Source organism: Oligoflexus sp. (assembly GCF_035712445.1).
Classification (GTDB): domain Bacteria; phylum Bdellovibrionota_B; class Oligoflexia; order Oligoflexales; family Oligoflexaceae; genus Oligoflexus.
The window spans coordinates 1-24,413 of record NZ_DASTAT010000112.1 but is presented as its reverse complement, the minus strand read 5'-3'; the positions used below and the strand labels follow the sequence as shown (position 1 = coordinate 24,413).

Annotated in this window: 26 protein-coding genes and 1 pseudogene; 3 read left to right on the top strand and 24 right to left on the bottom strand. The window is 55.1% G+C overall.

The window, feature by feature from the left end; all coding sequences use genetic code 11:
- Positions 1-9: 9 nt before the first annotated feature.
- Genes VFO10_RS24740 through VFO10_RS24730 form a run of 3 tightly spaced genes read right to left on the bottom strand, consistent with a single transcriptional unit; the run spans position 10 to position 3,277 of the window.
- On the bottom strand, positions 10-1,692 hold the full coding sequence (locus VFO10_RS24740; protein ID WP_325144678.1) for a M50 family metallopeptidase: 1,683 nt from the start codon (positions 1,690-1,692) through the stop codon (positions 10-12).
- Between the two features lie 17 nt (positions 1,693-1,709).
- Positions 1,710-2,546 (bottom strand): phosphatidate cytidylyltransferase, encoded by an 837-nt coding sequence (locus VFO10_RS24735; protein WP_325144677.1) that lies wholly within the window; start codon positions 2,544-2,546, stop codon positions 1,710-1,712.
- Positions 2,540-3,277, bottom strand: coding sequence for an isoprenyl transferase (locus tag VFO10_RS24730; RefSeq protein ID WP_325144676.1), 738 nt, complete (start codon positions 3,275-3,277; stop codon positions 2,540-2,542). The genes VFO10_RS24735 and VFO10_RS24730 overlap by 7 nt, the downstream gene beginning before the upstream one ends.
- 193 nt (positions 3,278-3,470) lie before the next feature.
- On the opposite strand from VFO10_RS24730, the pseudogene VFO10_RS24725 reads away from it, so the two are divergent.
- Positions 3,471-4,052: pseudogene (locus VFO10_RS24725) on the top strand (SAM-dependent methyltransferase); the annotation flags it as partial.
- A 70-nt stretch (positions 4,053-4,122) separates the two neighbouring features.
- Here VFO10_RS24725 and VFO10_RS24720 read toward each other — a convergent pair.
- The 5 genes from VFO10_RS24720 to rho all read right to left on the bottom strand — a co-directional run bounded on the left by VFO10_RS24720 (position 4,123) and on the right by rho (position 8,831).
- On the bottom strand, positions 4,123-5,214 hold the full coding sequence (locus VFO10_RS24720; RefSeq protein WP_325144675.1) for an AI-2E family transporter: 1,092 nt from the start codon (positions 5,212-5,214) through the stop codon (positions 4,123-4,125).
- 29 nt (positions 5,215-5,243) lie between these two features.
- Entirely contained in the window at positions 5,244-6,116 is an 873-nt protein-coding gene (gene prmC / locus VFO10_RS24715) for a peptide chain release factor N(5)-glutamine methyltransferase (RefSeq protein ID WP_325144674.1), read from the bottom strand.
- The gene (gene prfA / locus VFO10_RS24710) at positions 6,113-7,198 is read right to left on the bottom strand and encodes a peptide chain release factor 1 (RefSeq protein ID WP_325144673.1); all 1,086 of its coding nucleotides are present in this window, start codon (positions 7,196-7,198) and stop codon (positions 6,113-6,115) included. Before prfA ends, prmC begins: the two co-directional genes overlap by 4 nt.
- Before the next feature lie 109 nt (positions 7,199-7,307).
- Entirely contained in the window at positions 7,308-7,508 is a 201-nt protein-coding gene (gene rpmE, locus VFO10_RS24705) for a 50S ribosomal protein L31 (RefSeq protein WP_325144672.1), read from the bottom strand.
- Positions 7,509-7,583: 75 nt separating this feature from the next.
- Positions 7,584-8,831 (bottom strand): transcription termination factor Rho, encoded by a 1,248-nt coding sequence (gene rho / locus VFO10_RS24700; protein ID WP_325144691.1) that lies wholly within the window; start codon positions 8,829-8,831, stop codon positions 7,584-7,586.
- Positions 8,832-9,349: 518 nt separating this feature from the next.
- Between rho and VFO10_RS24695 the strand changes: the two genes are divergently transcribed.
- Entirely contained in the window at positions 9,350-9,730 is a 381-nt protein-coding gene (locus VFO10_RS24695) for a hypothetical protein (protein ID WP_325144671.1), read from the top strand.
- Between the two features lie 19 nt (positions 9,731-9,749).
- Here the strand turns inward: VFO10_RS24695 and VFO10_RS24690 are convergent, their stop codons facing one another.
- Complete coding sequence (locus tag VFO10_RS24690) at positions 9,750-10,148, bottom strand: carboxymuconolactone decarboxylase family protein (RefSeq protein ID WP_325144670.1); 399 nt, start codon at positions 10,146-10,148, stop codon at positions 9,750-9,752.
- A 15-nt stretch (positions 10,149-10,163) separates the two neighbouring features.
- Positions 10,164-11,507, bottom strand: a complete 1,344-nt coding sequence (gene rimO / locus VFO10_RS24685) for a 30S ribosomal protein S12 methylthiotransferase RimO (protein ID WP_325144669.1) — start codon at positions 11,505-11,507, stop codon at positions 10,164-10,166.
- A 97-nt stretch (positions 11,508-11,604) separates the two neighbouring features.
- Between rimO and VFO10_RS24680 the strand changes: the two genes are divergently transcribed.
- A complete protein-coding gene (locus VFO10_RS24680) occupies positions 11,605-12,501 on the top strand; it encodes an aminotransferase class IV (protein ID WP_325144668.1) in 897 nt (298 codons plus the stop codon).
- 3 nt (positions 12,502-12,504) lie between these two features.
- On the opposite strand, the gene fliW is transcribed toward VFO10_RS24680, so the two are convergent.
- From fliW to VFO10_RS24610, 14 genes are all read right to left on the bottom strand, one after another.
- Positions 12,505-13,038 (bottom strand): flagellar assembly protein FliW, encoded by a 534-nt coding sequence (fliW, locus tag VFO10_RS24675; RefSeq protein ID WP_325144667.1) that lies wholly within the window; start codon positions 13,036-13,038, stop codon positions 12,505-12,507.
- 86 nt (positions 13,039-13,124) lie between these two features.
- Positions 13,125-13,427, bottom strand: coding sequence for a carbon storage regulator CsrA (gene csrA / locus VFO10_RS24670; protein ID WP_325144666.1), 303 nt, complete (start codon positions 13,425-13,427; stop codon positions 13,125-13,127).
- A gap of 42 nt (positions 13,428-13,469) precedes the next feature.
- Positions 13,470-14,369 (bottom strand): flagellar hook-associated protein FlgL, encoded by a 900-nt coding sequence (flgL, locus tag VFO10_RS24665; protein WP_325144665.1) that lies wholly within the window; start codon positions 14,367-14,369, stop codon positions 13,470-13,472.
- Positions 14,370-14,379: 10 nt separating this feature from the next.
- The gene (gene flgK / locus VFO10_RS24660) at positions 14,380-15,801 is read right to left on the bottom strand and encodes a flagellar hook-associated protein FlgK (protein ID WP_325144664.1); all 1,422 of its coding nucleotides are present in this window, start codon (positions 15,799-15,801) and stop codon (positions 14,380-14,382) included.
- Positions 15,802-15,804: 3 nt separating this feature from the next.
- Entirely contained in the window at positions 15,805-16,347 is a 543-nt protein-coding gene (gene flgN, locus VFO10_RS24655) for a flagellar export chaperone FlgN (protein ID WP_325144663.1), read from the bottom strand.
- A 105-nt stretch (positions 16,348-16,452) separates the two neighbouring features.
- Entirely contained in the window at positions 16,453-16,806 is a 354-nt protein-coding gene (gene flgM / locus VFO10_RS24650) for a flagellar biosynthesis anti-sigma factor FlgM (RefSeq protein WP_325144662.1), read from the bottom strand.
- Positions 16,807-16,819: 13 nt separating this feature from the next.
- Positions 16,820-17,200 (bottom strand): rod-binding protein, encoded by a 381-nt coding sequence (locus tag VFO10_RS24645; protein ID WP_325144661.1) that lies wholly within the window; start codon positions 17,198-17,200, stop codon positions 16,820-16,822.
- Positions 17,201-17,207: 7 nt separating this feature from the next.
- Positions 17,208-18,242: a flagellar basal body P-ring protein FlgI gene (locus VFO10_RS24640; protein WP_325144660.1), complete on the bottom strand. Its 1,035-nt coding sequence runs from the start codon at positions 18,240-18,242 to the stop codon at positions 17,208-17,210.
- Positions 18,239-19,048 carry a hypothetical protein gene (locus VFO10_RS24635; RefSeq protein WP_325144659.1) on the bottom strand — a complete coding sequence of 270 codons (810 nt, stop codon included), beginning with the start codon at positions 19,046-19,048 and terminating at the stop codon, positions 18,239-18,241. The genes VFO10_RS24640 and VFO10_RS24635 overlap by 4 nt, the downstream gene beginning before the upstream one ends.
- Before the next feature lie 257 nt (positions 19,049-19,305).
- Positions 19,306-20,343: a flagellar basal body P-ring formation chaperone FlgA gene (flgA, locus tag VFO10_RS24630; protein ID WP_325144658.1), complete on the bottom strand. Its 1,038-nt coding sequence runs from the start codon at positions 20,341-20,343 to the stop codon at positions 19,306-19,308.
- 12 nt (positions 20,344-20,355) lie between these two features.
- Entirely contained in the window at positions 20,356-21,141 is a 786-nt protein-coding gene (gene flgG / locus VFO10_RS24625) for a flagellar basal-body rod protein FlgG (protein WP_325144657.1), read from the bottom strand.
- A 12-nt stretch (positions 21,142-21,153) separates the two neighbouring features.
- Positions 21,154-21,945: a flagellar basal-body rod protein FlgF gene (gene flgF, locus VFO10_RS24620; RefSeq protein WP_325144656.1), complete on the bottom strand. Its 792-nt coding sequence runs from the start codon at positions 21,943-21,945 to the stop codon at positions 21,154-21,156.
- 210 nt (positions 21,946-22,155) lie between these two features.
- The gene (locus VFO10_RS24615; protein ID WP_325144655.1) at positions 22,156-23,325 is read right to left on the bottom strand and encodes a beta-ketoacyl synthase N-terminal-like domain-containing protein; all 1,170 of its coding nucleotides are present in this window, start codon (positions 23,323-23,325) and stop codon (positions 22,156-22,158) included.
- A 96-nt stretch (positions 23,326-23,421) separates the two neighbouring features.
- Positions 23,422-24,354 (bottom strand): flagellin, encoded by a 933-nt coding sequence (locus VFO10_RS24610; protein ID WP_325144654.1) that lies wholly within the window; start codon positions 24,352-24,354, stop codon positions 23,422-23,424.
- Positions 24,355-24,413 lie beyond the last annotated feature (59 nt).

Here is a 24,413-nt window from a genome sequence, read left to right as displayed (position 1 = left end):
CCGCTGTCCTTAAAACATGGAACTGACGCCTTTGAGCATGGATGCCCAAAAGCGGCCAAGGTCATTGTAGGTGGCAATCACGACCAAAGCCAGCACCATCATAAAGCCCAGCTTCTGATAATTTTCAATCGCTGCTTCCGACACGCGCCGACGCAGGCCGGCTTCAGCACCGATTAGAACCATCTGCCCCCCATCGAGAACAGGAATCGGAATCAGGTTGATCAGAGCGAGGTTGATGCTGATCACGGCCAGGGAGTTGAAGAAAAACTGCCAGCCGAGCCTTACGGAATCCGAGGCGACCTTGGCAATCCCGATGGGGCCGCTGATGGCGGCCAAAGGCAATTCACCTGTGAAAAGAGCGCCGATGCCTTTGGCGATCGCCTTGGTCGTGGACATGGTTTCTTCGAGTCCGTACCACAGAGCCCGCACAGGATTGGTGTAACGCTCTTCGACCAGTTCTGGACTTTCGAGTCCGCCCCAGAATTGCACGGGCAGCGTATAGATCGTAACCTTGCCTTCGATGCGCTGCACTTCCACGCCTTTGAGCGGCACTGTGATATTCTGCACGATTTCTTTACGTAAAATTTTCATATCGACCTGAGGACGACGGTTGTCACTGATCAGCTGACTCAGATCAAAGGCCGAGGTCACGGGTTTTCCATCCCATTCGAGGATCATGTCACCCGGCTGAAGCTGGGGCACAGGCTCTTCACTTTTGAAGATGGTCAGCTGCGCGTGCGTGACACCAAGCTTCTCCTGAACCTTGGCAGCGTCCCATTGAAAGCCGGCCGGCAGCGTGGCTTTGATCGTACGTTCACCAGCTGGGGTTTCGGCGTTCTCAGGATTTTCTGTGCGCACGATCAGATTCATCTCCTGCGGCGCGGCCAGAGGCTCTTTGAATTGCCCGAAGAAAGCGAGCAGCTGACGCCAGTATTTCACGTCCGTGGTCGTGCCATTCATTTCGATGCGTAGGATGCGATCGCCGGTTTGAAGTCCCGCAGCACTCAGCACGCCTTCATCATTCACTCGTGTCAGCGTGCTCGGCACGAGGTTCGGGGATATTCCTATGCGACCTCTTTTCCCAGGCATATCGTCCTCTTTCACGCTTTCCGGGGAAACCGTGATGGCCAATTCCTGCTGATCGCGTTTGACTTTCAAATTCAAAGTTTTGTCCGCGGCCCCGCTGATCAGATTCTGAACGTCGCGCCACGAGACGATGGGCTCGTCATTGATGCTTGTGATCATGTCACCGAACTGAAGACCCGAACGCTCGGCGGGGCTGCCGGGGAGGATCTCGCCCACCAAGGCGGGCGGCAGTTTCAGGCCATAGGAAATCAAACCCGCGTAAGCCACCACAGCCAGAATAAGGTTGGCAATGGGACCGGCGGCGATCGTCATCAGTCGCGCTGCGATCGAGGCATTATAAAATTCGCGCCCCTTCAGATTCGCCGGCACTTCCTCGGAAGGCACGGTACCGTAAAATTTTACGAAGCCGCCGAGGGGAATAAGACTCAGACGATAATGGGTTTCCCGAATCTGGAAACCGAAGATGGTGGGACCGAAACCGATGGAAAAGATTTCAACCGGGATTCCGCAGAGCTTGCCAACGATAAAGTGTCCTGCTTCGTGAACGATGACCAGTATTCCGAGCAACAGGATCACAGCGACCAGAGGTTGCGAAAAAAACTCCATAGATCCTGCTCCAGGCTTTAAATGCCAAATTGATACAGTATAAACCAGATGGCAGGGGCCGCAAAGAGCAATCCGTCAACTCGATCAAGGAAGCCGCCATGCCCAGGAAAGATTTTGCCTGAGTCTTTGACTCCAGAAAAGCGTTTAAAGGTTGATTCAGCAAGGTCACCAAGCTGCCCAAGGGCTCCACCCAAAACAGCGCAAATGATGATGATCGGCCAATCGACCATCTGTTCGCCATAAAAGCCTTTAAAAACAGAGGCTCCCGCAACACTTGCGATAATGCCGCCGACCGATCCTTCCCAGGTCTTGTTCGGTGACATGCGCGGTGCCAATTTATGTTTGCCCAGGGATCGACCCGCGAAATAAGCACCCGTGTCCCCGCACCAGACGATCGTGCAGAGCAGGAAAATGTAACGTGAGTCCGGTGCCAGTTTATAAAGCTCCCAGATGGCCAGCCAAGGGAAGGCCCCATAGACAAGGCATACGAGGATGCCGGCGCCAGCACCGAAGGAAAGATCAATCTCGGGCGCGATGAAAATTCCAAAGAGAAGACTGCCGAGCAGGCCCAGCATCATCACGCTTACGCCATAGCCCTGCGTATAGGCGCTGCCTGCGAAGAGAACGCAGGACATGCCGATCACAAGCGGCCGCAGGAAAGGAGGCGGCGTCGCTTCGTGGCTCGCGCTGAACATCGAGTAGATGCGCGGAAAGATCATGGTCGAGATTTCAAAGGTGCCGATACCCACGAGCAGCGTGAAGAAGAGTCGCATGAAGTGGGGATTGCCCAGCAGGAATACGGAAAGCATGACGATCAAGGCGATGATAGCCGTGATCACGCGAGTCTTCAGCATACGGGTTTATCCATTCGCACCGCACCGAATCGGCGATCCCGATCCGCATACTCGCGCAGCGCTTCTTTCAGGTGTTCAGGGCTGAATTCCGGCCAATGGACCCGGGTGAAATAGAATTCCGTGTAGGCCATTTCCCAGAGCAGGAAATTGGACAGACGCTGCTCGCCGCTGGTCCGGATCAAAAGATCGGGATCGGGCAAACCCTGGGTGCTCAGATAATTGCTGACCGTCTCTTCCTGAATGTCCTCGGGCGCGATCAAACCTTCCTTGACCGCTGCGGCCATGCGCTGCATAGCCCGGACAAGGTCGGAGCGCCCGCTGTAGCTGAGCGCAAGAACGAGCTGCAGACCATCGTTATTCTGCGTGCGCGCCTCGACGAGCTTCAGCCATTCCTGGCAGTCAGGAGGAAGTTTATCGGTGAACCCGATACTGCGCAGGCGCACTTTATTTTCATGCAGCTGGTCGATTTCCTGTTTGAGATAGGAAACGAGCAGAGAGAACAGCGCATTGACTTCTTCAGCCGGTCTTCGCCAGTTTTCCTCGCTAAACGCATAAAGGGTCAAAACTTTCACGCCGGCATTGCCAGCAGCTTCGACCACATCACGCACCCGCTGCGCGCCACTTTGATGACCATAAACCCGGGCCTGACCCTGCCCTTGAGCCCAACGGCCATTGCCATCCATGATGATGGCCACATGTTCAGGGACTTTTGCTTGACTCAGCCGACTCATCGATCGATATAGCCCTATCTCTGGCTAATTCCCGTGAGCTTTTCAACTCCACGAGAATATGTTACTCGACACACGCGGAAACAGTTCCATTATCATAAACCCAGGATTTTCCCAAGGCTGGACTTCAGGTTGAACCGGAAAGGACGCCCCTTTGATCCCATCACATACCGAAAGCCCGAGCGGCAAGCTCATAATGGCAGCCAATGCTCTTGGAAACCCAAACGATATTCCCCTGCGCAGTTTGGAAGCTTTGCGGACAGCCGACCTCATCGTCTTCGAAGAGGACAAGGTTGCCCGACAAACACTCAAGGCCGCTTCCATCCATCGTGACTACCTTCGTTTGACAGAGCATCTCGAACTCGACACCATTGATGCCGTCAAAAAAGCTCTGAAATCCGGTCAGACCGTGGTGTTCATGAGCGACCAAGGCACTCCCACTTTGGCTGATCCGGGCAATAAGCTGCTCGAAGTCGCCTACGCGGCCGGCGCCCATGTCTCACCCATACCCGGTCCCAGTTCTGTGACAGCCGCCCTTTCGATCTGTCCATTTCTCAATGGACCCTTTCTCTATCTAGGCTTCCCGCCACGTGAGCCCGAGGAACGCGATGCCTGGCTTTCGCATTACAGTCAGGTGGAATTCCCTTTGGTCATCCTGGATACACCTTACCGCCGTCCGGCGCTGATAGCCAGCTGTATGAAAGTATTAGGAAACGATCGGCGCTCGCTGCTCGTCTTTGATATCAGCGGCCCCGAAGAGGCCGTGCATCTTGACAAGCTGGAAAACCTGGCCAGCATCGAAAAGGACAAGACGAATTTTGTGTTGGTGATCGCGCCGAGTTCCGCGGCTAAGAGGGCGGCAGGCGATAAAATGGTGAGTTTTGTAAGTAAGGCAGACAAATCTGCAAAGCCACCACAGAGGCCGCCACAATCGGGACCGCGAGGAGGACACCCAAAAGGCCGAACCAGTGACCAAAAGAGAAAACCGAAGCGATAACGATAATCGGATGCAGTCCCGCGCGATCACCGATGATGCGCGGGGTGATGATCATGCCGTCGAGTGATTGCACCACGGCAATGACGATCAGAACGCCGATGAAAACCGCAATGCCGCTGCCCTGCGTCATGATCACAATGGAACTCAGAATCAGGCCGACGAAGACATCGAAGTAGGGAACCACGCGGCAGATTCCGGCGATCGCACCGATGGCGATGCCCGAGGGCAGATCGATCAGACTGAAGCCAGCCATATAAAAGATGCTCAGAACAAACGCGACCAGGAACTGACCCTTCACCACCGCGCGCAGCACGGTATCAATCCGGGCCACGAACACCCGCATCAGAGGATGCAGATCCTTCGGCGTCCAGTTTTTCACAAGGCTCCTGATATCATCCTTGTCGGCCAGCATCATATAGGTGAAGAGCGGAATCATAGCCAGGTTGAAGGCCCATTCCAAAACCTTGGGCGTGCGGGAGAAGACGCCCTGCATGGTATCCGACGCGCCCATCACGTGCTGCAGAAGGTTCATCTTGCGAAAGCCGGCCTCGATGGTTTCATCCGGGACGATCTTCGAATGCCGGGCCCAGTCGATCAAAGGTTTGGCCAGGCGTTCGGCATAGGCCATCGCATCCGGCACCATCTGCACGATATTCAGCAGCTCCTGATAGATGTAAGGAATGCCGAGCACCGCACCGAGCGTACAGATCGTCACCACAAGGAAAATCAAAATCCCGACCAGCGTCTTGCGCGTGACGGGGAGGATCTCGCAAAGATAATTGATACCGGGAGCCGCGATGTAGGAGATGATCGCGCTCGTCACGAGTCCGATCATGATGGAGCGGTAAAGATAGGCCAAAAGCATAAGGACTGTGCCGGCACCGAGGCACAGGAACAGAAAACGTCGAAACAGGGGCCAGGAGTACTGCTGCTGATCGACCATCGCTCTTTACAGCCTTCCTAAACGGGAGCTTATGTGAGAGGAGCTGTTCCAGTAATCACGCGATCCAGTCCTGCCAGATCCTGATGAACGGCAATGTCCTGCCAGCCTGATTCCTCTAATAACAAGCATACATCAGAAGCCTGTCCGGAGCCGATTTCAAGGAAAATTTTGCCGCCTTTGCGAAGACTCTGGGCAGCCTTCCGCGCGAAGGTCCGATAAAAAATCAGTCCGCTTTCCTCGGCAAAAAGTGCCAGGCTCGGCTCAAAGCGAACCACGGACACCGGCAGCTCGGAACGTTCAGACGCCGCGATATACGGGGGATTGGAGGCTATGAAATCAAAGCCGTGAAGGCAGGCCGACCAGCTTGCATCCTTCAGAGCATCACGCTGCTCCAAGGTCACCGGCGCAGAAAGTTTTTCGGCGTTCTTTGCCGCGACGCTCAAAGCCTCGTGACTGACGTCCCAGGCTTCCAGGTTCCACTGCGGCCGCGCTTTTTTCAGACTGATCGCAATGCAGCCGGTCCCGGTTCCCACATCAAGGCCTGTGAGCTGGCTGTCGTCCGGGAAACTTTTCAGAAGGATTTCAACCAGGTGCTCGGTTTCCGGGCGCGGAATCAGGGTCGCCGGGCCGACGGAAAATTCATGGCCATAAAATTCCTTCCTGCCCAGGATATAGGCCACCGGCTCACCCAGGGAACGCCGCCGGATGCGATCGCGAAAGGCGCTGCGTTCCTCGTTATTCAAAGGCTTATGATGATCCAGATAAAGATCAAGTCGGCGACAGGCCAGGACATCACTGAGCAAAAGTTCGGCATCCAGCCGGGCGCTCGGTGAACCCTTTTCCTTGAGAAAGGGAATCGACCAGTCGATCACATCCTTGATGGTCCAGATCTGTTGGCTCATGATACGCCTTGCACCTTATCGAGTTCATTTTTAAGAAGTTCGGTCTGATGATAGGCTGCCAGAGCATCGACGATCTCCGCAAGGTCTCCTTCCATCACCTCACTCAATTTATAAAGAGTCAGGTTGATGCGATGGTCGGTCACGCGACTTTGCGGGAAGTTATAGGTTCGAATCCGTTCACTGCGGTCGCCGGAACCGACCTGGCTTTTCCGGTCGGCGCTGATGGCGTCGGCCTGCTCCTTCTGGGCTTTTTCCAGAAGGCGGGAGCGAAGAACCTTCATGGCTTTTTCACGGTTTTTGATCTGGGAACGCTCGTCCTGGCATTCCACGACAAGGCCCGAGGGCTTATGCAGAATGCGCACGGCCGAGTCGGTGGTGTTCACGTGCTGACCGCCCGCACCTGAGGAACGGCAAAGAGTGATTTCCAGATCCTTCGAGTCGATCGGCACATCATCCACTTCATCCGCTTCAGGCAGGATCGCCACGGTGCAGGCACTGGTATGAATACGGCCCTGGGCTTCGGTCGCCGGGACCCTTTGCACGCGGTGCACGCCGGATTCAAATTTCAGGCGGCGGTAAACCTTGTCACCCTTGATCAGGATGATGGCTTCCTTATAACCCCCGGTGGCCGATTCGGTCACCGACATGAGTTCGGTCTTCCAGCCGCATTTATCGGCAAAACGCGTATACATTCGCAGAAGATCAGCGGCGAACAGCGAGGCCTCCTCGCCACCCGTTCCGGCCCGGACTTCCACGATCACGTTGCGATCGTCGTTGGGGTCCTTCGGCAGCGTCAGGATCTGAAGCTCTTTTTCCACTTCCACCAAACGCAGTTCCAGGGTTTCGAGTTCTTCCTTGGCCATGGCGCGCAGTTCGGCATCCGGCTCTTCATTGAGCATCAGCTTCGCGGCATCACGATCGCTCTTGAGCTTTTTATATTCGCGGTAGGCGGCGATGATTTCCGCGTAACCGGCCCTTTCGCGGGAAAGTTTGGTGATCTCAGCCCCACTCAGTCCATCGCGGGACATCAGGCTGTCGATTTCCACAAAGCGGAATTCAATGGATTCAAGTTTATCGTACATTGGGGACTGAGCCTCCTGCTTGCCGTCGGTTCAAAAAGCGAAGCCCAAACCCTCTCCGACCAGATAGGGCCTTGGAGAGACTTTGGGCTGCCAAAACGCGGCGCAGAGATTAGCTGCGAGCGTATTTCTTCTTGAACTTCTCGATACGACCGGCGGTATCCATCAGCTTCTGCTTGCCGGTGAAGAAGGGGTGGCAGCTGCTGCAGATCTCGACGTGGATTTCTTTTTTCACCGAGCGGGTTTCGAATTTGTTACCGCAGGCGCAGATAACATTGGAAACCTGATAGTTCGGGTGAATTTCCTTTTTCATACTCAATTCCTTCCGCGCATCAAACCAGCCCTAGATGCTTCGCCAATCGAGCATCCCATGGGCTGGTGCTTTTGATTAACCGTTCATGGATTCCAGGAAGTCCTGGTTGGTGTTGGTCTTCTCCATCTTATTCAGAAGGAATTCCATAGCATCCACCGTGTTCAGAGGCTGCAGCAGTTTCCGCAGAATCCACATGCGGTTGAGCACGTCTTTAGGCAAGAGCAGCTCTTCCTTACGAGTCCCGGACTTGTTGATGTCCATCGCAGGGAACACGCGTTTTTCCGCCAGTTTGCGGTCCAAAACGAGTTCCATGTTACCCGTACCTTTGAATTCTTCGAAGATCACCTCGTCCATACGCGAGCCGGTATCCACAAGGGCCGTCGCGATAATGGTCAAGGAACCGCCGTCCTCAATATTCCTGGCTGCGCCAAAAAATCTTTTTGGTTTGTGCAGCGCGTTGGAATCTACACCACCTGAAAGAATCTTTCCAGAGGGAGGTACAACAGAGTTATAGGCTCGGGCCAGACGGGTAATCGAATCGAGCAGGATAACTACGTCATGTTTGTGTTCAACCAGACGTTTCGCCTTCTCGATCACCATCTCAGCCACTTGGACGTGGCGCTGGGCAGGCTCATCAAAGGTCGAGGAAATAACCTCACCCTTCACCGAGCGTTCCATGTCCGTCACTTCTTCGGGGCGTTCGTCGATGAGGAGGACGATCAGGATGGCTTCCGGATGGTTCTTCTCGATCGAGTGAGCAATATTCTGCAGAAGAACGGTTTTACCGGTCCGCGGAGGGGCCACGATCAGAGCACGCTGGCCTTTACCGATCGGACACATGATGTCGATGATACGGGTCGAATAGTTCGAGCCGCCCACTTCCATCTTGAATTTCTGCATGGGATAAAGCGGGGTCAGGTTGTCGAACAGGATCTTATCGAAACCTGGATCCGGAGCCGCGCCGTTCACCGCTTCCACTTTCAAGAGAGCAAAGTAGCGCTCGCTGTCTTTCGGCGGACGAATCTGACCCGAAACCGTATCACCGGTTCTCAGGTTGAAACGACGAATCTGCGAAGGCGATACATAAATATCATCAGGACCTGGCAGGTAGTTGTAATCCGGTGCGCGGAGGAAGCCAAAGCCGTCAGGCAGAGTTTCCAGGACGCCCTCACCGTAAATCACACCGCCGCGTTCCGACTGAGCCTGCAGCAAAGCGAAGATCAGATCCTGCTTGCGCATGCTGCTCGAGCCTTCGACGCCCAGTTCACGTGCGAGTTTGTTCAGATCGGAAATCCTGCGCTCTTTCAGCTCCTTCAGGTTGATGTCCACCTGTCCATGGGTCGTTCCAGGAGTGGACGTACCATTGGATGAGGCGTTGGCTGGAGTGATGGTCACAGGTTGAGTCTCGGGCAGAGCTTCTTCGGATTCGCTCTTTTCGACTTTCGCAGCTGTCGCGCGCTTCTTGGTAGCTGCCGCCGATGCCGATTTTTCCCTTTCTGTCATTGGATAAGCTCTCTTAAAAAAAAGGTGGGTAGTGAAACTTGAACTATGGGTTGGATAAAAAAGCCGTGAGAAAAGCTCCAGGCGATATCGAAAACTTATTCAGCATAAGTCATTTTTTTAGAGAAGAAAAAAAGACGGAAATTGGCAGGTTAAACGATTTTGAAAACAGATGCCTTTTCCTTATAATGTTGGATATTCCATTCCTGCTTATTTGTCAATTGCAAATGCCCTGCCCTGAGGCCCTGGCTCACCCTGGATAGGCAGAAAGCGCCAGCTTTGGTACAATTAAGGCAGATGATACCCAGCACAGACAACCCCCATCAAGCGATGAGAGCCCCATGAAAAGCATCGTGTCCTTCACCGCTTTAGCGGTCCTGGCATGGAGCACCGCTTCGTCTCCGGCGCGTGCTCAAATGGTTTCCACCGAGGAAAGATTTCAGGATCTCTTCGTCACCGCAGGCTACGGAACGGCGTTCGGTGCCGCGTTTGGCGCTGCTCTTTTGAGCTTTCAATCCCAGCCGAGCCAGAACCTGCGCCTTGTCGCAATCGGCGCGTCCGTTGGCTTTATCGGCGGCAGCCTGATTGGGTCCTATGTAATTTTCACCCCGGTCTTCAACGAGGCACAGAACGGACCCAGGACCGAGAGTCTTTGGGCTCAGGAGTCGCAGAAACTGCGCCTGTCCGGCCTCCAAGCGGAGTGGACGGTCTTGCGTTTTTAGGACCGTCCTGCGTTTTTAATCAGCTATAGAGTTCCTGCAAAAGTGCATACGCACGGCGAAGGTGTGGAATCACAATCGTACCACCGACTACAGTGGCAACGTTGATGGATTCTTCCTGCTCCTCGCGTGTGCAACCCAAACGCCAGGCCTGAATCACATGATAGTTGATGCAATCATCGCAACGCAGAGTTGCCGATGCCACCAGTCCCATGAGCTCCTTGGTCTTGGCCGGCAGAGCCCCTTCCAAATACGCATTGGTATCGACGTTGTAGATGCGCTTCAGAAGCTTGTTATCCGCTTCATTCACAATGCCATTCAATCGGCTGCGCTCATCCAAGAACTCGGCCGCGAGTGGGCTTTTGGCCTTGGCTTCGGCTTCCGAAAAAATATATGTCGGTTCTAAAGCTGACGTCTTCATGCGCACCTCGAAACATCAATCCACTATTTTTCCGACCAGATCGTAGTCATGGGCCTCAGTGATGCGGACCATCTGGATCGTGCCGGGTTTGAAATCACCTTCGTTGATATAGACGACGCCGTCGACTTCGGGGGCCTGGATCGACAGGCGACCTTCGGCGAGCAGCTCGGACTCCTCGGAAAGACCTTTCACCAGAACGGGAAGGGTCTGCCCGACAAATTTCTGCATGTTCTCCCGCGACAGTTCCTTCTGGAGTTCCATGATCTCCGCCTGGCGACGGGCCTTCACTTCCTCGGGAACCTGATTCGGCATACGGCCAGCGACTGTACCCTCTTCCTGGGAATAAATGAAGCAGCCCAGGTGTTCAAAGCGCATTTCTTCGACGAATTCTTTCAGTTCCAGGAACTGCTCTTCCGTTTCGCCGGGGAAGCCCACCATCACCGAGGTGCGGATGGCGATGCCCGGAACACGTTCGCGCAGGCGGGTAAAGGCCTGGCGCAGATCATGGCGCGTCACGCCGCGATTCATCTTTTGCAAGATCTCATCGCTCGCATGCTGAACGGGAATATCGAGGTATTTGCAGATCTTCGGATGATTCGCGAAGAATTCGACGAATTCATCACTGATGTTTTCGGGGTATACATAGAGCAGACGGATCCACTCGATGCCCTCGATCTCGACCAGCTGGCGCAGAAGCGGCAGAAGGTCCGACTCACCCCAGTCGCGACCATAGGCGGCCAGGTCCTGGGCGATCAGATTGATTTCCTTCACACCCTGATCCGCGAGGTTCTTCACTTCCTGCACCACATTCGGAATGGGGCGGGAGCGGAGTTTGCCGCGGATCGCAGGGATGATGCAGAAGGCGCAGTTGTGCTGACAGCCTTCGGCGACTTTCACATAAGCCGCCGATGCGGACAGGGTGTTTTTCTTGGGCAGGGAACCATCGTAAAGGTAATGCGTGCGCTTGGCCTTCACAGTCCCTTGGGGAAGTTCCTCGTTCAGGAAGTTGGCGATCTGAGGAAATTCATCGGTTCCCACGAAGAGGTCAACTTCAGGCAGGCCTTCGACCAGCTGCTTTTTATAGCGCTGGGTCAGGCAGCCTGCGACGACCAGTTTCATATCGGGTTTGGTTTTTTTAATCTCGGCCGCTTCGAGAATGGTTTGCACACTCTCCTCTTTCGCCGCCTCGATAAAACCACAGGTATTGACGATTATCGTATCCGCTTCCTCGGCATCGTCCGTCACCGACCATTGGTCGGCCAGCATGGAACCCAACATCACTTCTGAATCGACCCGGTTGCGCGCGCAGCCTAGTGAAATGAGATGGACTTTCCGATTTTGGGAAGTTATGACTTCCATATTCTGCTGACTCCTTTTGGCAAGTCTATGCTGGAGGGCTTTAGTGACAGGGCCTGCTTTAGCTAGCACCAGGGGCCAAAAACCGCAAGGATAAAGTATGGCTGGACTTGTTTCGGTGAATGGTCAAGTGAGAGAGGCCGCAGAAGCCTTTATCCCCGCGCAGGATCGGGGTTTTCTCTTCGGTGACGCCGTCTATGAAATGATTGCCGCGCGCGAGGGACGCTTGATTGATTTTGCGGCCCATGTGGCCCGTCTCCGGCGGGCGGCCGGGAAAACCCGGATTCCCATGCCCTGGACCGATGCCGAGCTGCGCTTTGAGTGCGAACATCTGCTTGGTCTTGCGAAATTTCCCCACGCAGCTCTGCGCGTTATGATCACGCGCGGCACGAGCGGGACCTTGCGGGTTGAACCGGGAATGCAGCCGAACCGCTATATTTTCTGTGCTCCTGCTGCCCTGCCCGCCCCCGCTCAGTATGAAACCGGCCTTCAGCTGAAGACCAAAAAGCACCCCCTGAATCCACGCGGCGAGCAGCTGAAATCCCCGTTCTATCTGCATGCGGCCACGGCCCAGGTCGAGGCGCAGGCCGAAGGTTATGATGATGTCCTTTGGATGAACGCAGATTCCGAATTTACGGAGACGGGCAGCGCCAATATCTTTCTGATCAGTCGCGACGGGGACCTTGTGGAGATTGCGACACCGCCCCCTAGCGCCGGCATTTTATGCGGCATCACTCGGGCGCGGGTCATCGAACTTTTGGAACGCAGCCAGATCCCAGTGACTGAGCGCAGCCTGACCCTTGACGAACTGCCTCGCTTTGATGAAGGCTTTGTCACGTCCAGTTTACGTGGACCCTTCCCCATCAGCCGCATCGACAAGCATCGACTGCATAGCACAAGGCCCCAGGCCGTTTTTCAGCATATTCTAAGGTTGTATCGAAGCTGGGAAAGTCATGAAGGAGAAGGTGATCAGGGGGAAGGTTCCCCCCTGAACTGAGGCTTATTTCTTTTCCGCTTTACTGACCTGAGGCTCGGCTTTCTGCTCACGGGCCTGATCAATAACATTCTGCAGAGACTGCTGTTCGGCGTTGGCCGAATGCTTGCGCATCTCTTCCATAATATTATGACGGGTCGTGTATTCCGAATTGTTCAGAATCACCTGACGACCCTTGCGGTTCTTCAGATTGAAAATTACGGGGGCCTTGAGGTTCGCCGTCATCTTCTGCGGATCGCTCGGCATGGTGATAATCACCGAAACCACCGCGTCCTCTTCCGTTTCGATCTCCAGATCCCCGACCTCGGCCTCATTCACTTCCACCAGATAATCCGGCTTGAAGAGCATGGGGTTGATCATGACGAAGGCGATCGCGCCGTCTTCCAGTGATTGCAACCATTTGAAGGGCGAATCCTGATCGTGATCCAGAAGCACGTACTGTTTCAGTTCGGGAAAGCCGATGATGCCGGAGGGAAGGGTGATCACGTCCTTCTCATCGATCTCTATATCACCGAATCTGGTGGTCTTAACCTTGATCAAGGCTCTTCTCCTCGGTTGCTGCAGTCGCACGTAGGGGTCGTGTTACTAGTGTAGCCTAAGTTTATCAGGTCAACAAGGATTCAGTCCTAGGACTTCTTAGGGTCCGTTTTCCGGGCGACCCGGGTCACCTTTTTCAAGGGCGAGGCGGTATTTTGTATGTCCGTGTCCCCAAACATTTCGGCAGCCTGCTCCACGCTGTCGACTTCGGTGGTCGAGGCCTGGCGGTTTTCATCCTGGATCCGCTGATAGACTTCCTCGCGGTGAACCACTGTGCTGGGACTCGCCTTGATGCCAAGACGGACCTGTTTGCCTTTGATCTGCATGACCACGATTTTGATGTCGTCGCCGATCGAGATTCCCTCGCCGACCTTTCGCGTTAGAACAAGCACCTTTAAACCCTCCCTGGCATGAGGCGCGATACCTTAACTGGATTACTGCAAGAAATTCATCAATGACGGTTGCAAGAGTTTATTCGAAGCCATGAGAGTGCTCTGCAGCACGCTCTCGGTTTTCTTGAAATCCGAGGTCACCTTGTAGGTGTCAGCATCCTCAATGCGCGAGAGGTCCGACTGCGTCAGCTCCCGATTCAGCTCAAGTTTTTTGGACGTTTCGTCAATAGCGTTATAAATCGCCCCGAGCGTCGCCTGGTAGCTCGTCGTCTTATCGAGCTGAAAGTCCAGCTCCTCCATCGCCTTTTGAATGCCCTGGATGTCATTGACATTCAAAGCATCGTTCAGGATCTGAAGGGTATGGATCATTCCAAAGTGCCCGTCTTCACGCTCATCGGCGCTGGGCTCGAAAAGATTCCGGGCCTGAAGGTTGACCTGGCGGAACGTGCCATCGTCAATCTGGAGGAAGATCGCCCCGTCATCGCCCATGAAGCCACCCTCGCGGCTGACCGGTGGGGTCTGCGTGCGAAAGCCTCCGAACAGATAGCGGTTGCCATAGGTGGAGTTGGCCAGGGATACGACGCCTTCGATCATCTCGCGAATCTCAAGGGCCGCCGCTTCGCGGCTGCTCGGTCCGTAGGTGGAGTTGGCCAGGCTCACGGACAGTTCCTTGGCGCGCATCAGATTTTCCGTAATGCCCTGCAGGGACGCTTCCGTGCGTTCCAGAAAGCCTTTGGAAAATTCGATGTTCTTGATGAACTGATCGTAGTTGTTGATCTGCGTTTTGCGCTTGAGCGCCTGCCCCATGCCGATCGGATCATCGGACACACGGTTGATGCGTTTCTGCGTCGATAGCTGTTCAAGCATGACTGTATTATCACTCTTCGCGGTATCCACGCGAGAGTTGGCCAGGGCATAGCGCTGTCGATCCGAGATACGCATGGTTTAGACCTTAGCGTTTCAATTGCAGAACGGTATCGAGCATTTCATCAATCGTGGTTATCACCTTGGACGAGGCGGTGAAGTTTGCCTGCCACTTGAGGAGATTGGTGGCTTCCTCGTCCATCGACACACCGGAGACCGCTTCACGGCGCGCGCTCAGATTCTGGGTCAGGGTGTCATCGGCTTTCCTCACCTGCTCGGAGCGAACCAGATCGAGACCGAAGCCGCCGACATAACTCGCGTAGTAGTCCTGCATGGTGGAGCGGCCATCGCCCATGAGCTTGGCCTCTTTGAGCCGGAGCATCTGGTTCGCCATCACGTTATCGCCGGGCGCGTTGGGCGATGAGGCGACGGAAATCGCATCCGTGCTCTCTTCGATCATACCATCCAAACGGATGTTTGCGGCAGCATTCGCGGGATCGCCGCCCAAGTCGAAGAAATTACGGCCGGTTGTCTCTTTAAAATCTTTGATACCAAAACCCTGCTGATGGATCGCATTCATGTGCTCGGCGAAAGTCGCGGCCATCGCGTTATTGTGCTGGAGCATGTCGGGTATCACATGATCGCGGACCTGAATCAGACCGGCGAGCCGTCCCCTTTTATTGACCTCGGTGACCACGGTGGGTTGATGAGAGGAACCGTCGATCACAACCACATCGTAAAGGTTGGTGCCCTCGCGCTGGACCACTTCGAATTTCGCCTCGTAGCCGCGATCGACGAGGAGCGTTTCCTGTGGACCGCGAACGACGACCATTCCATGCTCGCCGCGGTAGTAGTTCACATCAATCTTCTGGGTCAGGTCGCGGAGCATTTTATCCTGCTGATCCAAAAGATCGGGAACCTCGGGGCTGTTGGTGGTTTCCGCGGTTTTGATGGCGATATTCAGCTTGGCGATTTCCTTGAGCAGCGTCGAGACCTCGCCGACTTCACCAGCCACCCTTTGGTTGATGTCATCGCGCTGCATTTTCAGGCTGGAATCAATGCGATGAAAGGAATTCACAAGGTTCTGCGCGTTCTCGCGAACCGAGGTTCGAACGGTCAGTTCCTCAGGAAAATTACTGAGGTCCTGGAGTGAATTGAAGAAGCGGTCGAGTTCGTTCGACAGCGTGTTATTCAGCTCGGGGCTATAGATGCCTTCCAGGGGTTTCATGGCTTCAAAGCGCGCTGTGCTTTGGCCGAGATTCTGGTTGGTGTCGTTGATCTGCTTTTCCAAATACATGTCGTGGGCACGCGTGATGTTCTTGACGAACACACCGTTCCCAATCAGAACCCCCCGGGTTTCCGAGGGATATCGTTGTTCAAGGTTCACCCTTTGCCGGGAGAAGCCCTCGGTCTGCGCATTGGCAATGTTATGACCGGCCGTGTCCACACCCTGGCGGCTGGCATAGAGCGATTCCGCGCCGACATTAAGGGTATGAAACAGACCACCCATGCATCACGTCCTTACGGTGAGGATGGACTTTTTCGGAGCCGTTACGGCCTTGCCGGTCTTGCCATATACCGCTTCCGATTCACTGGCGACAGCTTGCCAGAACGCATAGGTTTCCCGGTGATACTGCAGAAGTTTTTTCACCATATAGGCGTTGGCCTCGATCTTGGGAAAAATGCGCTGCCGCTCGGCGGCCAGGGCTTTGACGTGGCCGCCGAGCGTGGCGAGGGCCTCATCGAAGCTGCCAGCGAGATTTTTTTCAAGCTGATGCAGAATTTCTTCCAGCTGAATAGGCTCGTTCGAATGCGGAATCTGCAGATAGGCCGCGAACTCGTCGATGGCCTTGCGGATTTTCTGGGCTCTGTCTTCGACGCCCATACCGAAGGCCACCTTTTCCTGGGTGATGCTTTCCAGTTCATGGATATCCGAACGCGCGATAGCCGTGTTCTCGCGATCGAGCACGGTATCAAAGGCCGCGAGGGCCCCTTCAAGCTGCTGGCAAAGACGCCCGAGCGCTTCCATTTTTTTGACGAGAATGTCCGGGGTCATGTCACCCTCAATTCATCCGCGTTCCGGACATCCTCCATGAACGGCGGACTCTGACCGAAGTAGCCCGGCGCTCATGCCAGGCCGATGGTGTCATGCGTATAGTTTTTAAAGTTCCGGGGGATTTTTGGAAAGTTCATCGCGAATGGCTTCGCGCATCATGCCATCGGCGATGTTGCCCGCATCCGCTTTGTATTCACCCGATTCGATGCGACGCTTCAGGTCGGCGACCTTGTCTTCGCGAATGTCCGGAGTATTGCGGGCGATATCAAGAGCCTTCATCCGCGCTTCGGCCATTTCCTTCGACTTCGCGGAGATATTCACATTGAAATCGCTTTTGTCTTTACTGTCCTTGTTCTGGACGAGCTTATCGAGGTCCTTCTGAACCCCTTTGGACTTTTGAACGGGAGCATTGTTCGTCAAACCGGAAGCGATGCCTGGGCCGACTTTTGTACTGTCCATAAAACCCTCCCCGTTACTTGGCCTTGTTGTACTGGGCCATGCCTGCAGCTTTCTGCATGACATCCGAGACTTTGGTTTCCCCCATCATGCCGAGCAGGTGCTGTTCGATGGAAGCCGCCAATCCAGTGGTCCTTTGATTCGCAAGATTCTTGGCATATTCCGAGTCGAGCATGGATTGGAAAATTTGCTCGCCGTTTCCGCCATCCGTCATCTGCGTTTTATCGATCGTCTCTCGCATTGATTTTAACACGATTTCGAGAAAAATGCCCTCAAACTCGTCCGCTAATTTTTTGATGGCTTCGACGTTTTCCGTGGTCTTCTGGTTAACCTGGGAAAATCGGTCGAAATTCGCTGAATCCATTGCATAACTGGCAACCTTGTCGATAGCCGTCATCACCGCCTCACAGGAGTTTGATGTCCGCTTTCAATGCGCCGGACGCATGCAGGGACTGCAGTATGCTCACAAGGTCCTCCGGCTTCACACCCATCTGATTCAAACTCTTCACCAAATCACCGATGGTTGTGCCCTGCACAGGGACCACGCTTTCCTTCTTCGCATTCTTTCCGGAACCGACTTCAATGCTCAGCCCATTATGGGATACCACAACATCACTGATTTTAACATCCCCCCCCATCACCACAGTGCCAGTGCGTTCATTGACGATGACGACCGCTTTCTGATCGGGTTCCACGGTCAAGCCTTCGATTTCAGCGATGAAGCTTGTCAGTTTTGCCTGATAGTCTTCCGGCACCAGGACCTTGACCTGTGCGGCATTCACTGATGTGGCCAGGAACATGCGAAAGTGCTGATTGATCGTCTGGCTGACCCGATCACTCGTTGTAAAATCGGGCTGGCGCAAGTTCAGATCAATCGCATTGTTCTTCACCAGGGCCGGTGCGAATTCGCGTTCGATCGTACCACCGTCCGCGATGCGCGCAACTGTCAAAATTCTGGCACCTTTGCCACTGGCCTGGCCAACGATGATGGCCCCTTCGGCTACGGCGTAAACCTCGCCGTCACCGGCTCTGAGCTGGGTCATGAGAAGGGTTCCACCGGCAAGACTCGTGGCATCGGCAAGCACGGACAAACGCACATCGATGCGATCACCGACGTTGGCGAACGCGGGCAGCTCGGCGGTCACGATCACTGAAGCGATCGCCTGCGAAGTCACCTGGGGATTATCCGGCGTCATTCCCAAACGTCCGAGCAGCGTGTTGACCGCTTTGTTGGTCGTTAATGAGGCCGCTGAATCACCTGTTTTATTAAGACCGACCACCAGCCCATATCCCATGAGCGTATTGGTGCGATCACCGCGAAGATTGGCGAGGTCTTTGATGCGAACCGCCTGGCCCAAAGCCACCGGCGTGGTGAAGACCAGCACGAGAAAGCGCAGAATCCAAAGCCAGACACGTTGGGAGCGCAGCATATTTTTCATTGCGGGGCCTCAGCAGGTGGAGTGGTTTTTTTCGCATCAGGGGCAGGAGCCTTCTGGGCCTTGTCCGGGTTGCTGGAAACTTCATTCAGCAAAGCCTGCTGCTTTTGAATGGTATCCTTCTGCTGTTCGATCAGGCCGTTTTGGTCAGCGACCTTTTTATTGAGTTCGTTCAATTTCTGTTCGGCTTCCTCACGCAATTTGCGAACACGCTCGCGCTCCGCTGCAATCTGGCCGCGTTCCTTGCTCATGTTGACAATACGATCCTGAAGACGGTCTTTGACCTTCTGCAGATCCTTGCGTTTGTTTTCGAGTTCAATGGCGGTTTTCGAACGCGCCTCTTCGAAGCCCGCCCAGCGGAGAGAATACTCATCCTCCCAGCCCGACGACTCGCGCGCGATCGTGTTCGCGCCCTGCTGCTCATACCAATCCACATCCACCAGATCGAGGGTGGTGAGCGGTTGGTTGCTCGCGAGGCGCAGACGCGGAATGCGGGAAACCGCTCGGATGGAATTCGCATCCCACTCGTTCGTACTTGCACGCGTCGCTTCGACGATGACATCGCCATTTTCAAGTTCGCGCAGAACACGCATTTTGATGACCGACGGGACCTTGGGCGTTTTATCCTCGGGCTCCAGCTTCGGCAGAGCAGCGATCAACTCATCCTGCGGACCTTTCCCAGCGGCACCTGCTGGGGTACCGGGCGTGGGCGCTGCGGGCGCAGCGGGAGGTGTGGCAGCGCCTTCTGTGCGATTGACTTTGACAAGAACATCCAAAGTCTCGCCGACAGCGCCGCGTGGCGGCTCCATGAACAGGGAGTTTTCGGCTCTTTTCAGTGATAAGAGAGAACCTGTGAAGTTTTGGGTCTCTTTAGGAACAACTGCAAGGTTTTCTCTTTTAACGTAGATTTCTGGGCTTGATTCTGATTTCTCTTCAACAGGTCGTCGATGACCCAGATGGGGAGATTTGCCTTCCTTCTCACTGAGATACTCCCTTTGCGAGATCGGGAAAACACCTGTCTGACAGGCGCCTAATAAACTTGTAAGAATTATCATACACAAACTTCTCATGGCATGTGTACCTCGACCTTTGAAGGCCCTATAACAGTTGCCATGACCTGACGTTTCGTCGTATCGAGCTGCACGCGAATGCGCTGCCCAATCGCTGCGGATTCCATCGCCTGGGCCGCGCTATTCATTTTGACACCGGCTGAGACGACGGATGCTTCGACACGCTCGCCGCGTTTGACATCGGGATCGCGGATCAAATCGTAAATCCGCAGCACCTGACCGGGACGCGCGGTCACACGTAGAATCTGTTTTTCCAGGGACGCGGCGTCACGAACGACGTTTTCCTGATACGGCACCCATTGAAAGGCGACCGCATCGGGATTCAGGAGTTGACCGCGTTCCATGGCTTTGACAACAACGGCCGCCTGCACTTCAGCCCGCAGCGTTACCTGAGCGGTCACATCGAATTGTTCGCTGCTTCCTGGCTCCTGATCGATCAATCTCACCAGGACATTGACCAGCGCACGCCGCGGATTCTGCCGAATGAAGCTGAAATCCTGGGCCCAGCTGGGAAAATCTATACGGTAATTGTCGTGCCGCAGACGCAGGCCGACCGGAACGCGCACGTTGCTCAGTGTGAAACGATAGGGGCCGTCGAGTTCCGGCAGCCGCGCTTCCACCTGCTCCCGCACACGAGCGGGATCGACAGGCAGGGCGGTCGCCAGAAGACGGATGCGCTGCGGCGCCTCAATACTCACCTTCTGCTGAGGCAGTTCAAGGTCGATGGCTTTGCGCAGATCGGCCTCGGTGAAGGATTTTTCCTGACCGGCTTTGGGGCTGGTGCCCAGGTCGATCGCAAGAAGATCGCGGCAAAGCAGGACCGAACCCTGGCAGCGGGCGATATCCTGCATATAAACGCGGGCCCGTTTGATTTCGCTTTGCTCCTGAACGATCAGAGTGCTTTCGAGCGTCAAAGGCAGGGTCGGCTGGGCTGCGCCCTTGACCTGACCATAGAGCGCCGAAACCGGAACGGGCTCTGCGCCCCATGCGGCCGGGGCGAAGATCAGAAGCAAAATGAAGAAACGTACGGCCATGGTCATCCACTATCAGCGAATATTATTGGTTTGCTGGAGCATTTGATCGCCGGTCTGTATCACCTTCGAGTTGATTTCATAGGCGCGCTGACCGGAAATCATATTGACCATTTCCTCGACGATATTCACGTTCGAGGCTTCCAGTTCGCCCTGACCGATGCGGCCAAAGCCTTGGGTATTCGGCTGACCCTGCAGCGCCTCGCCACTTGCGGGTGTGTTGGCGTAAAGGTTACGGCCCAGGGATTCAAGGCCCGTAGGGTTCACAAAGTTTGCGAGCACGATCTGGCCGATGTCCTGCGATTCGTTGCCGACGCGCACGGTCACCGTTCCATCCAGGCCCACATGAAGTTTGTCGCTCGTGACGTTTTCCGGCACCACGATTTCAGGCACCAGGGGAAAACCTTCCGAGGTTACAAGGCGGCCGGTATTGTCGATTTTAAAGCTACCGTCGCGGGTGAAGGCGACGGTGCCGTCATCTTTCTGCACGCGGAAGAAACCCTGGCCTTCGATCATAAGGTCGGTGGTCTTGTTCGTGACGCGGATCGCGCCCTCGTTGAACATCTTTTCAACCGAGGAAATCCGCGAACCGGCACCGATCTGAATCCCAGTGGGAACCACGGTTCCAGCCGTTGAATTCTGGCCCGGCGCTTTCAGCGTTTGATAGAGAAGGTCATGAAAGTTGGCACGCGAGCGTTTGAAGGCCGTCGTATTCACGTTAGCAAGGTTGTTGGAAATGGTATCGATGGTTACCTGCTGGGATTCCATACCGGTAGCGGCTGTGAAAAGGGAACGCATCATAATTCAAACTCCTTAGGCTCTAACGTCGCCGATGGCGTTGGATGATTTTTCCATGATCTGATCATAGTTCGAGACGGCTTTTTGATAGGCTTCATACGAACGATGCGCGATGATCATGCTGGTCAGGTTTTTGATCGCGTTCACATTGGAACCTTCCAAAAAACCCTGACGGATGCTCGCATTCCGTGCGGGAAGGATATCCTCCTCACGGCCTGCGTACTGGTAATAGTTGTTCCCCACGCGTTCCAGGTTGTCCTGGGGATTTTGGAAGTTGACGAGTTTCAGGCGATCCAAAAGCTGGCCGTCCTGAAAAACTTCACCGCGGGTATTCACTTCGAACTGAGTTCCCCGCACATAGATCAGACCCTTTTCGCCCATCACAGGATCACCCTGCTTGGTCACGAGCACACCGTCCTGGGAAACGGTCAGGTTTCCAGCCCGTGTGTAGCGCACGCCTTCCGAGGTTTGCGCGGCGAGGAAGCCCTGGCCTTCGATCATAAGATCATAGGGATTCTGGGTATTCTGTGCTGGACCCTGGGACATATCCTTATGCATGGCCGCAACGCCCACATAGGACATCTCGTTGCCGCGCAGGGGGAAGACTTCGCTCATATCCTGCTTGAAATTGGCTGGCGGCAGGGGATCCGGGTAGTTTTTGTAGGGCTCGGGTTCCTGGAGTGTGAAGGTAACGTTGTCACCTTTGAAGCCAACCGTATTCACGTTCGCCAGATTGTTGGCGATCATTTCGAGGGCACGCTCCTGCGAGATCGCTCCAGCCAATGGCGTGTAAATGTTCTTCAGCATAACGGTCCACCTCTACTTTGCACTCAGGGAGTGAAAAGCAATAAGTGGACCATGACGGGATGATGACGCGAGGAATTTGCTGGACTGAGGAAAGCGCTGGGAAAATCTCTTCTCTTGAAGCAAAGCACCAAAGATCCTGTCTTCGGCTTCACACGGCTGAATTTGCCGCCTGTCAAGGCCCTGACTTCAAAGCGTCAGAGCCCTGCCGTCTCAAACCTGACTCAGTGCAGGGTTTTTGACGATCACAGCCGCCGCATTGCCACCAAAACCGAGCGCGGTGACGAGCAGATGACGCTGCTGATGCAGACGTCTTTCGCCGCGTCCGGCTTCACCGAATCCCAGATAAGGGTGCGGCGGCAGCTGGCCCTGAATCAGGTGATGCATGCCCAGGATCAGACTCGCGCAGGCCGAGGCGCCCAGCATGTGACCGAACATCCACTTATGAAAAACGATCGGCACGCGGCCTGCAAAGATATCGTCATAAGCGGCGAGTTCCGCAGCGTCACCCTTTTTGGTGCCGGCGCCGTGCCCGACGATCAGATCGATGTCATCGGCTTTAAGATCAGCCGTATCGAGCGCTTTCTGAATGGCTTTCCCGAGTACCGCACCATCCGCGGAAATGCCTGTGAGCGTGGATTTTTCCGTCGCGGCTCCCCACCCGACGAGTTCACCGAGCGGCGGGAACCAGGGATCGGAATCGAGGATCACGGCGGCGGCACCTTCGCTCAGGACCATGCCCGTGCGTTCGTCGCCTCCCGGCTGGCAGGGATACTCGCTCGCATCAGAGGCGGCATAAACCTTCGCAGCCTGCAGCATGTCCAGGGTGTATTCGGTATTCGAGAATTCGGCGCCGCCGGCGATCATGCCTTTGGCCAAACCCATATGGACGGAAGCGGCCGCCTGAATCACAGCATGAAGTCCAGTGGAGCAGGCCGCGGACACAAACAGCGAAGGACCTTCCAGGCCGATGTCACGAGCCACGGCCGCCGGCAGGGAGCTGGCTGTCGATGTCGGGCTTGTGAGTGGATGCAGTTTTTTATGCTGCAGGTGATCGTGAATGCTGGATTCCAAACGATGGGTGGGTCCGCGCGACGAACCAAAAACCACACCGAATTCCGAGGCGATGCGATTTTTTTCCGCCATGCCCCGCACCAGGAGAACAGCCAATCGCGTTAAAGGATCCTGATGCTTCAGTGACTTTTCTTCCGCGGATTGATCCAAGGCCTCGCGAATTTTTGCCGGCAATCGCCCCTGGATATAAGCGCCCTCACGCCGCAAAAAACAGCGGTCGCTGAAGAGCCCGTCCAAATGAACGTGAGGTCCCCAACCGGCAGGACTGATAAGATCGGCGGCTGTGATATAGAGGCGTGGTGTGGCCATATGCGCTTCCTCCCTGTTTGGCCCTATACACCAGGGCCAAGGGAGGTGGCAAGCTGAGGACCTGGGCCGAAGGGGACGAGTCACCCCGCCTTCGTATTATCCCAGGTTTTGTACGAGGTTGAGCGCGACCTGAGGAAGCTTGTTCGCCTGCGAAAGAATGGATGATCCAGCCTGAAGCAGAATGTTCCCCTGGGTGAATTCCGCGGTTTCATAAGCGAAGTCCGCATCGCGAATCCGTGAACGGGCGGCGGAGAGGTTTTCGATCGCCACACCGAGGTTTCGTTCCGTGGAACCCAGACGGTTCTGGGCCGCACCGATGGTCGCGCGATAGTCGGCAATGCGACCCAGGGCCGCATCCACTTTCGCCATCGAGTTCTGCGCATCAATCTTGTTATCAATCCGCGTTCCCGCTTCATTGCCGGCGCTGCCAAGGTCGAGCGAGTTCTCACCCTCGGTCGCGGCATTCATCTTGCTGAAGTCGAGACGGATAATGTTCACAGGGTTACGGGCTTCAAGGGAGTCAGGCGGCGTGATGTAATCTTTGCCGATCTGCATTTCCAAAGGAAACTGGTTGTGCGATTCCAGCAGCTCGGGAGCGACGTCGCCATTACCGATCAGCATGCGCGTGCCGTTGAATTCTGTGGAGAGAACGATACGGTCCACTTCGTCCTTGAGCGCCATGAATTCACGATTCAGGAATTCACGTTCGCGGGCACCCACAGTATCCGATGCGGCCTGCACGGAAAGTTCCTTGAGGCGCGTCACGATACTTGTGACTTCCTCCAAACTGCCTTCCGCCACCTGCAGCATGGAAACCGCATCGTTCGCGTTACGACGCGCCTGAGCCAGGGAGCGGATATCGGCATGCAAACTGTCCGAAATCGCCAGACCCGCAGCATCATCAGCAGCTTTGTTGATGCGGTAGCCCGAGGAGAGTTTCTCCATGTGGCTACTGACCTTCTGATTGGAAAGGCCCATGTGTCTCTGCGCCGTCAGAGATTGGACGTTCGTGCGAATCCTGAGGCCCATGGAGACTCCTTCATTGGCAAACAGAAGGGAATTTGGTCAGGATGAGGTGACCTTATACC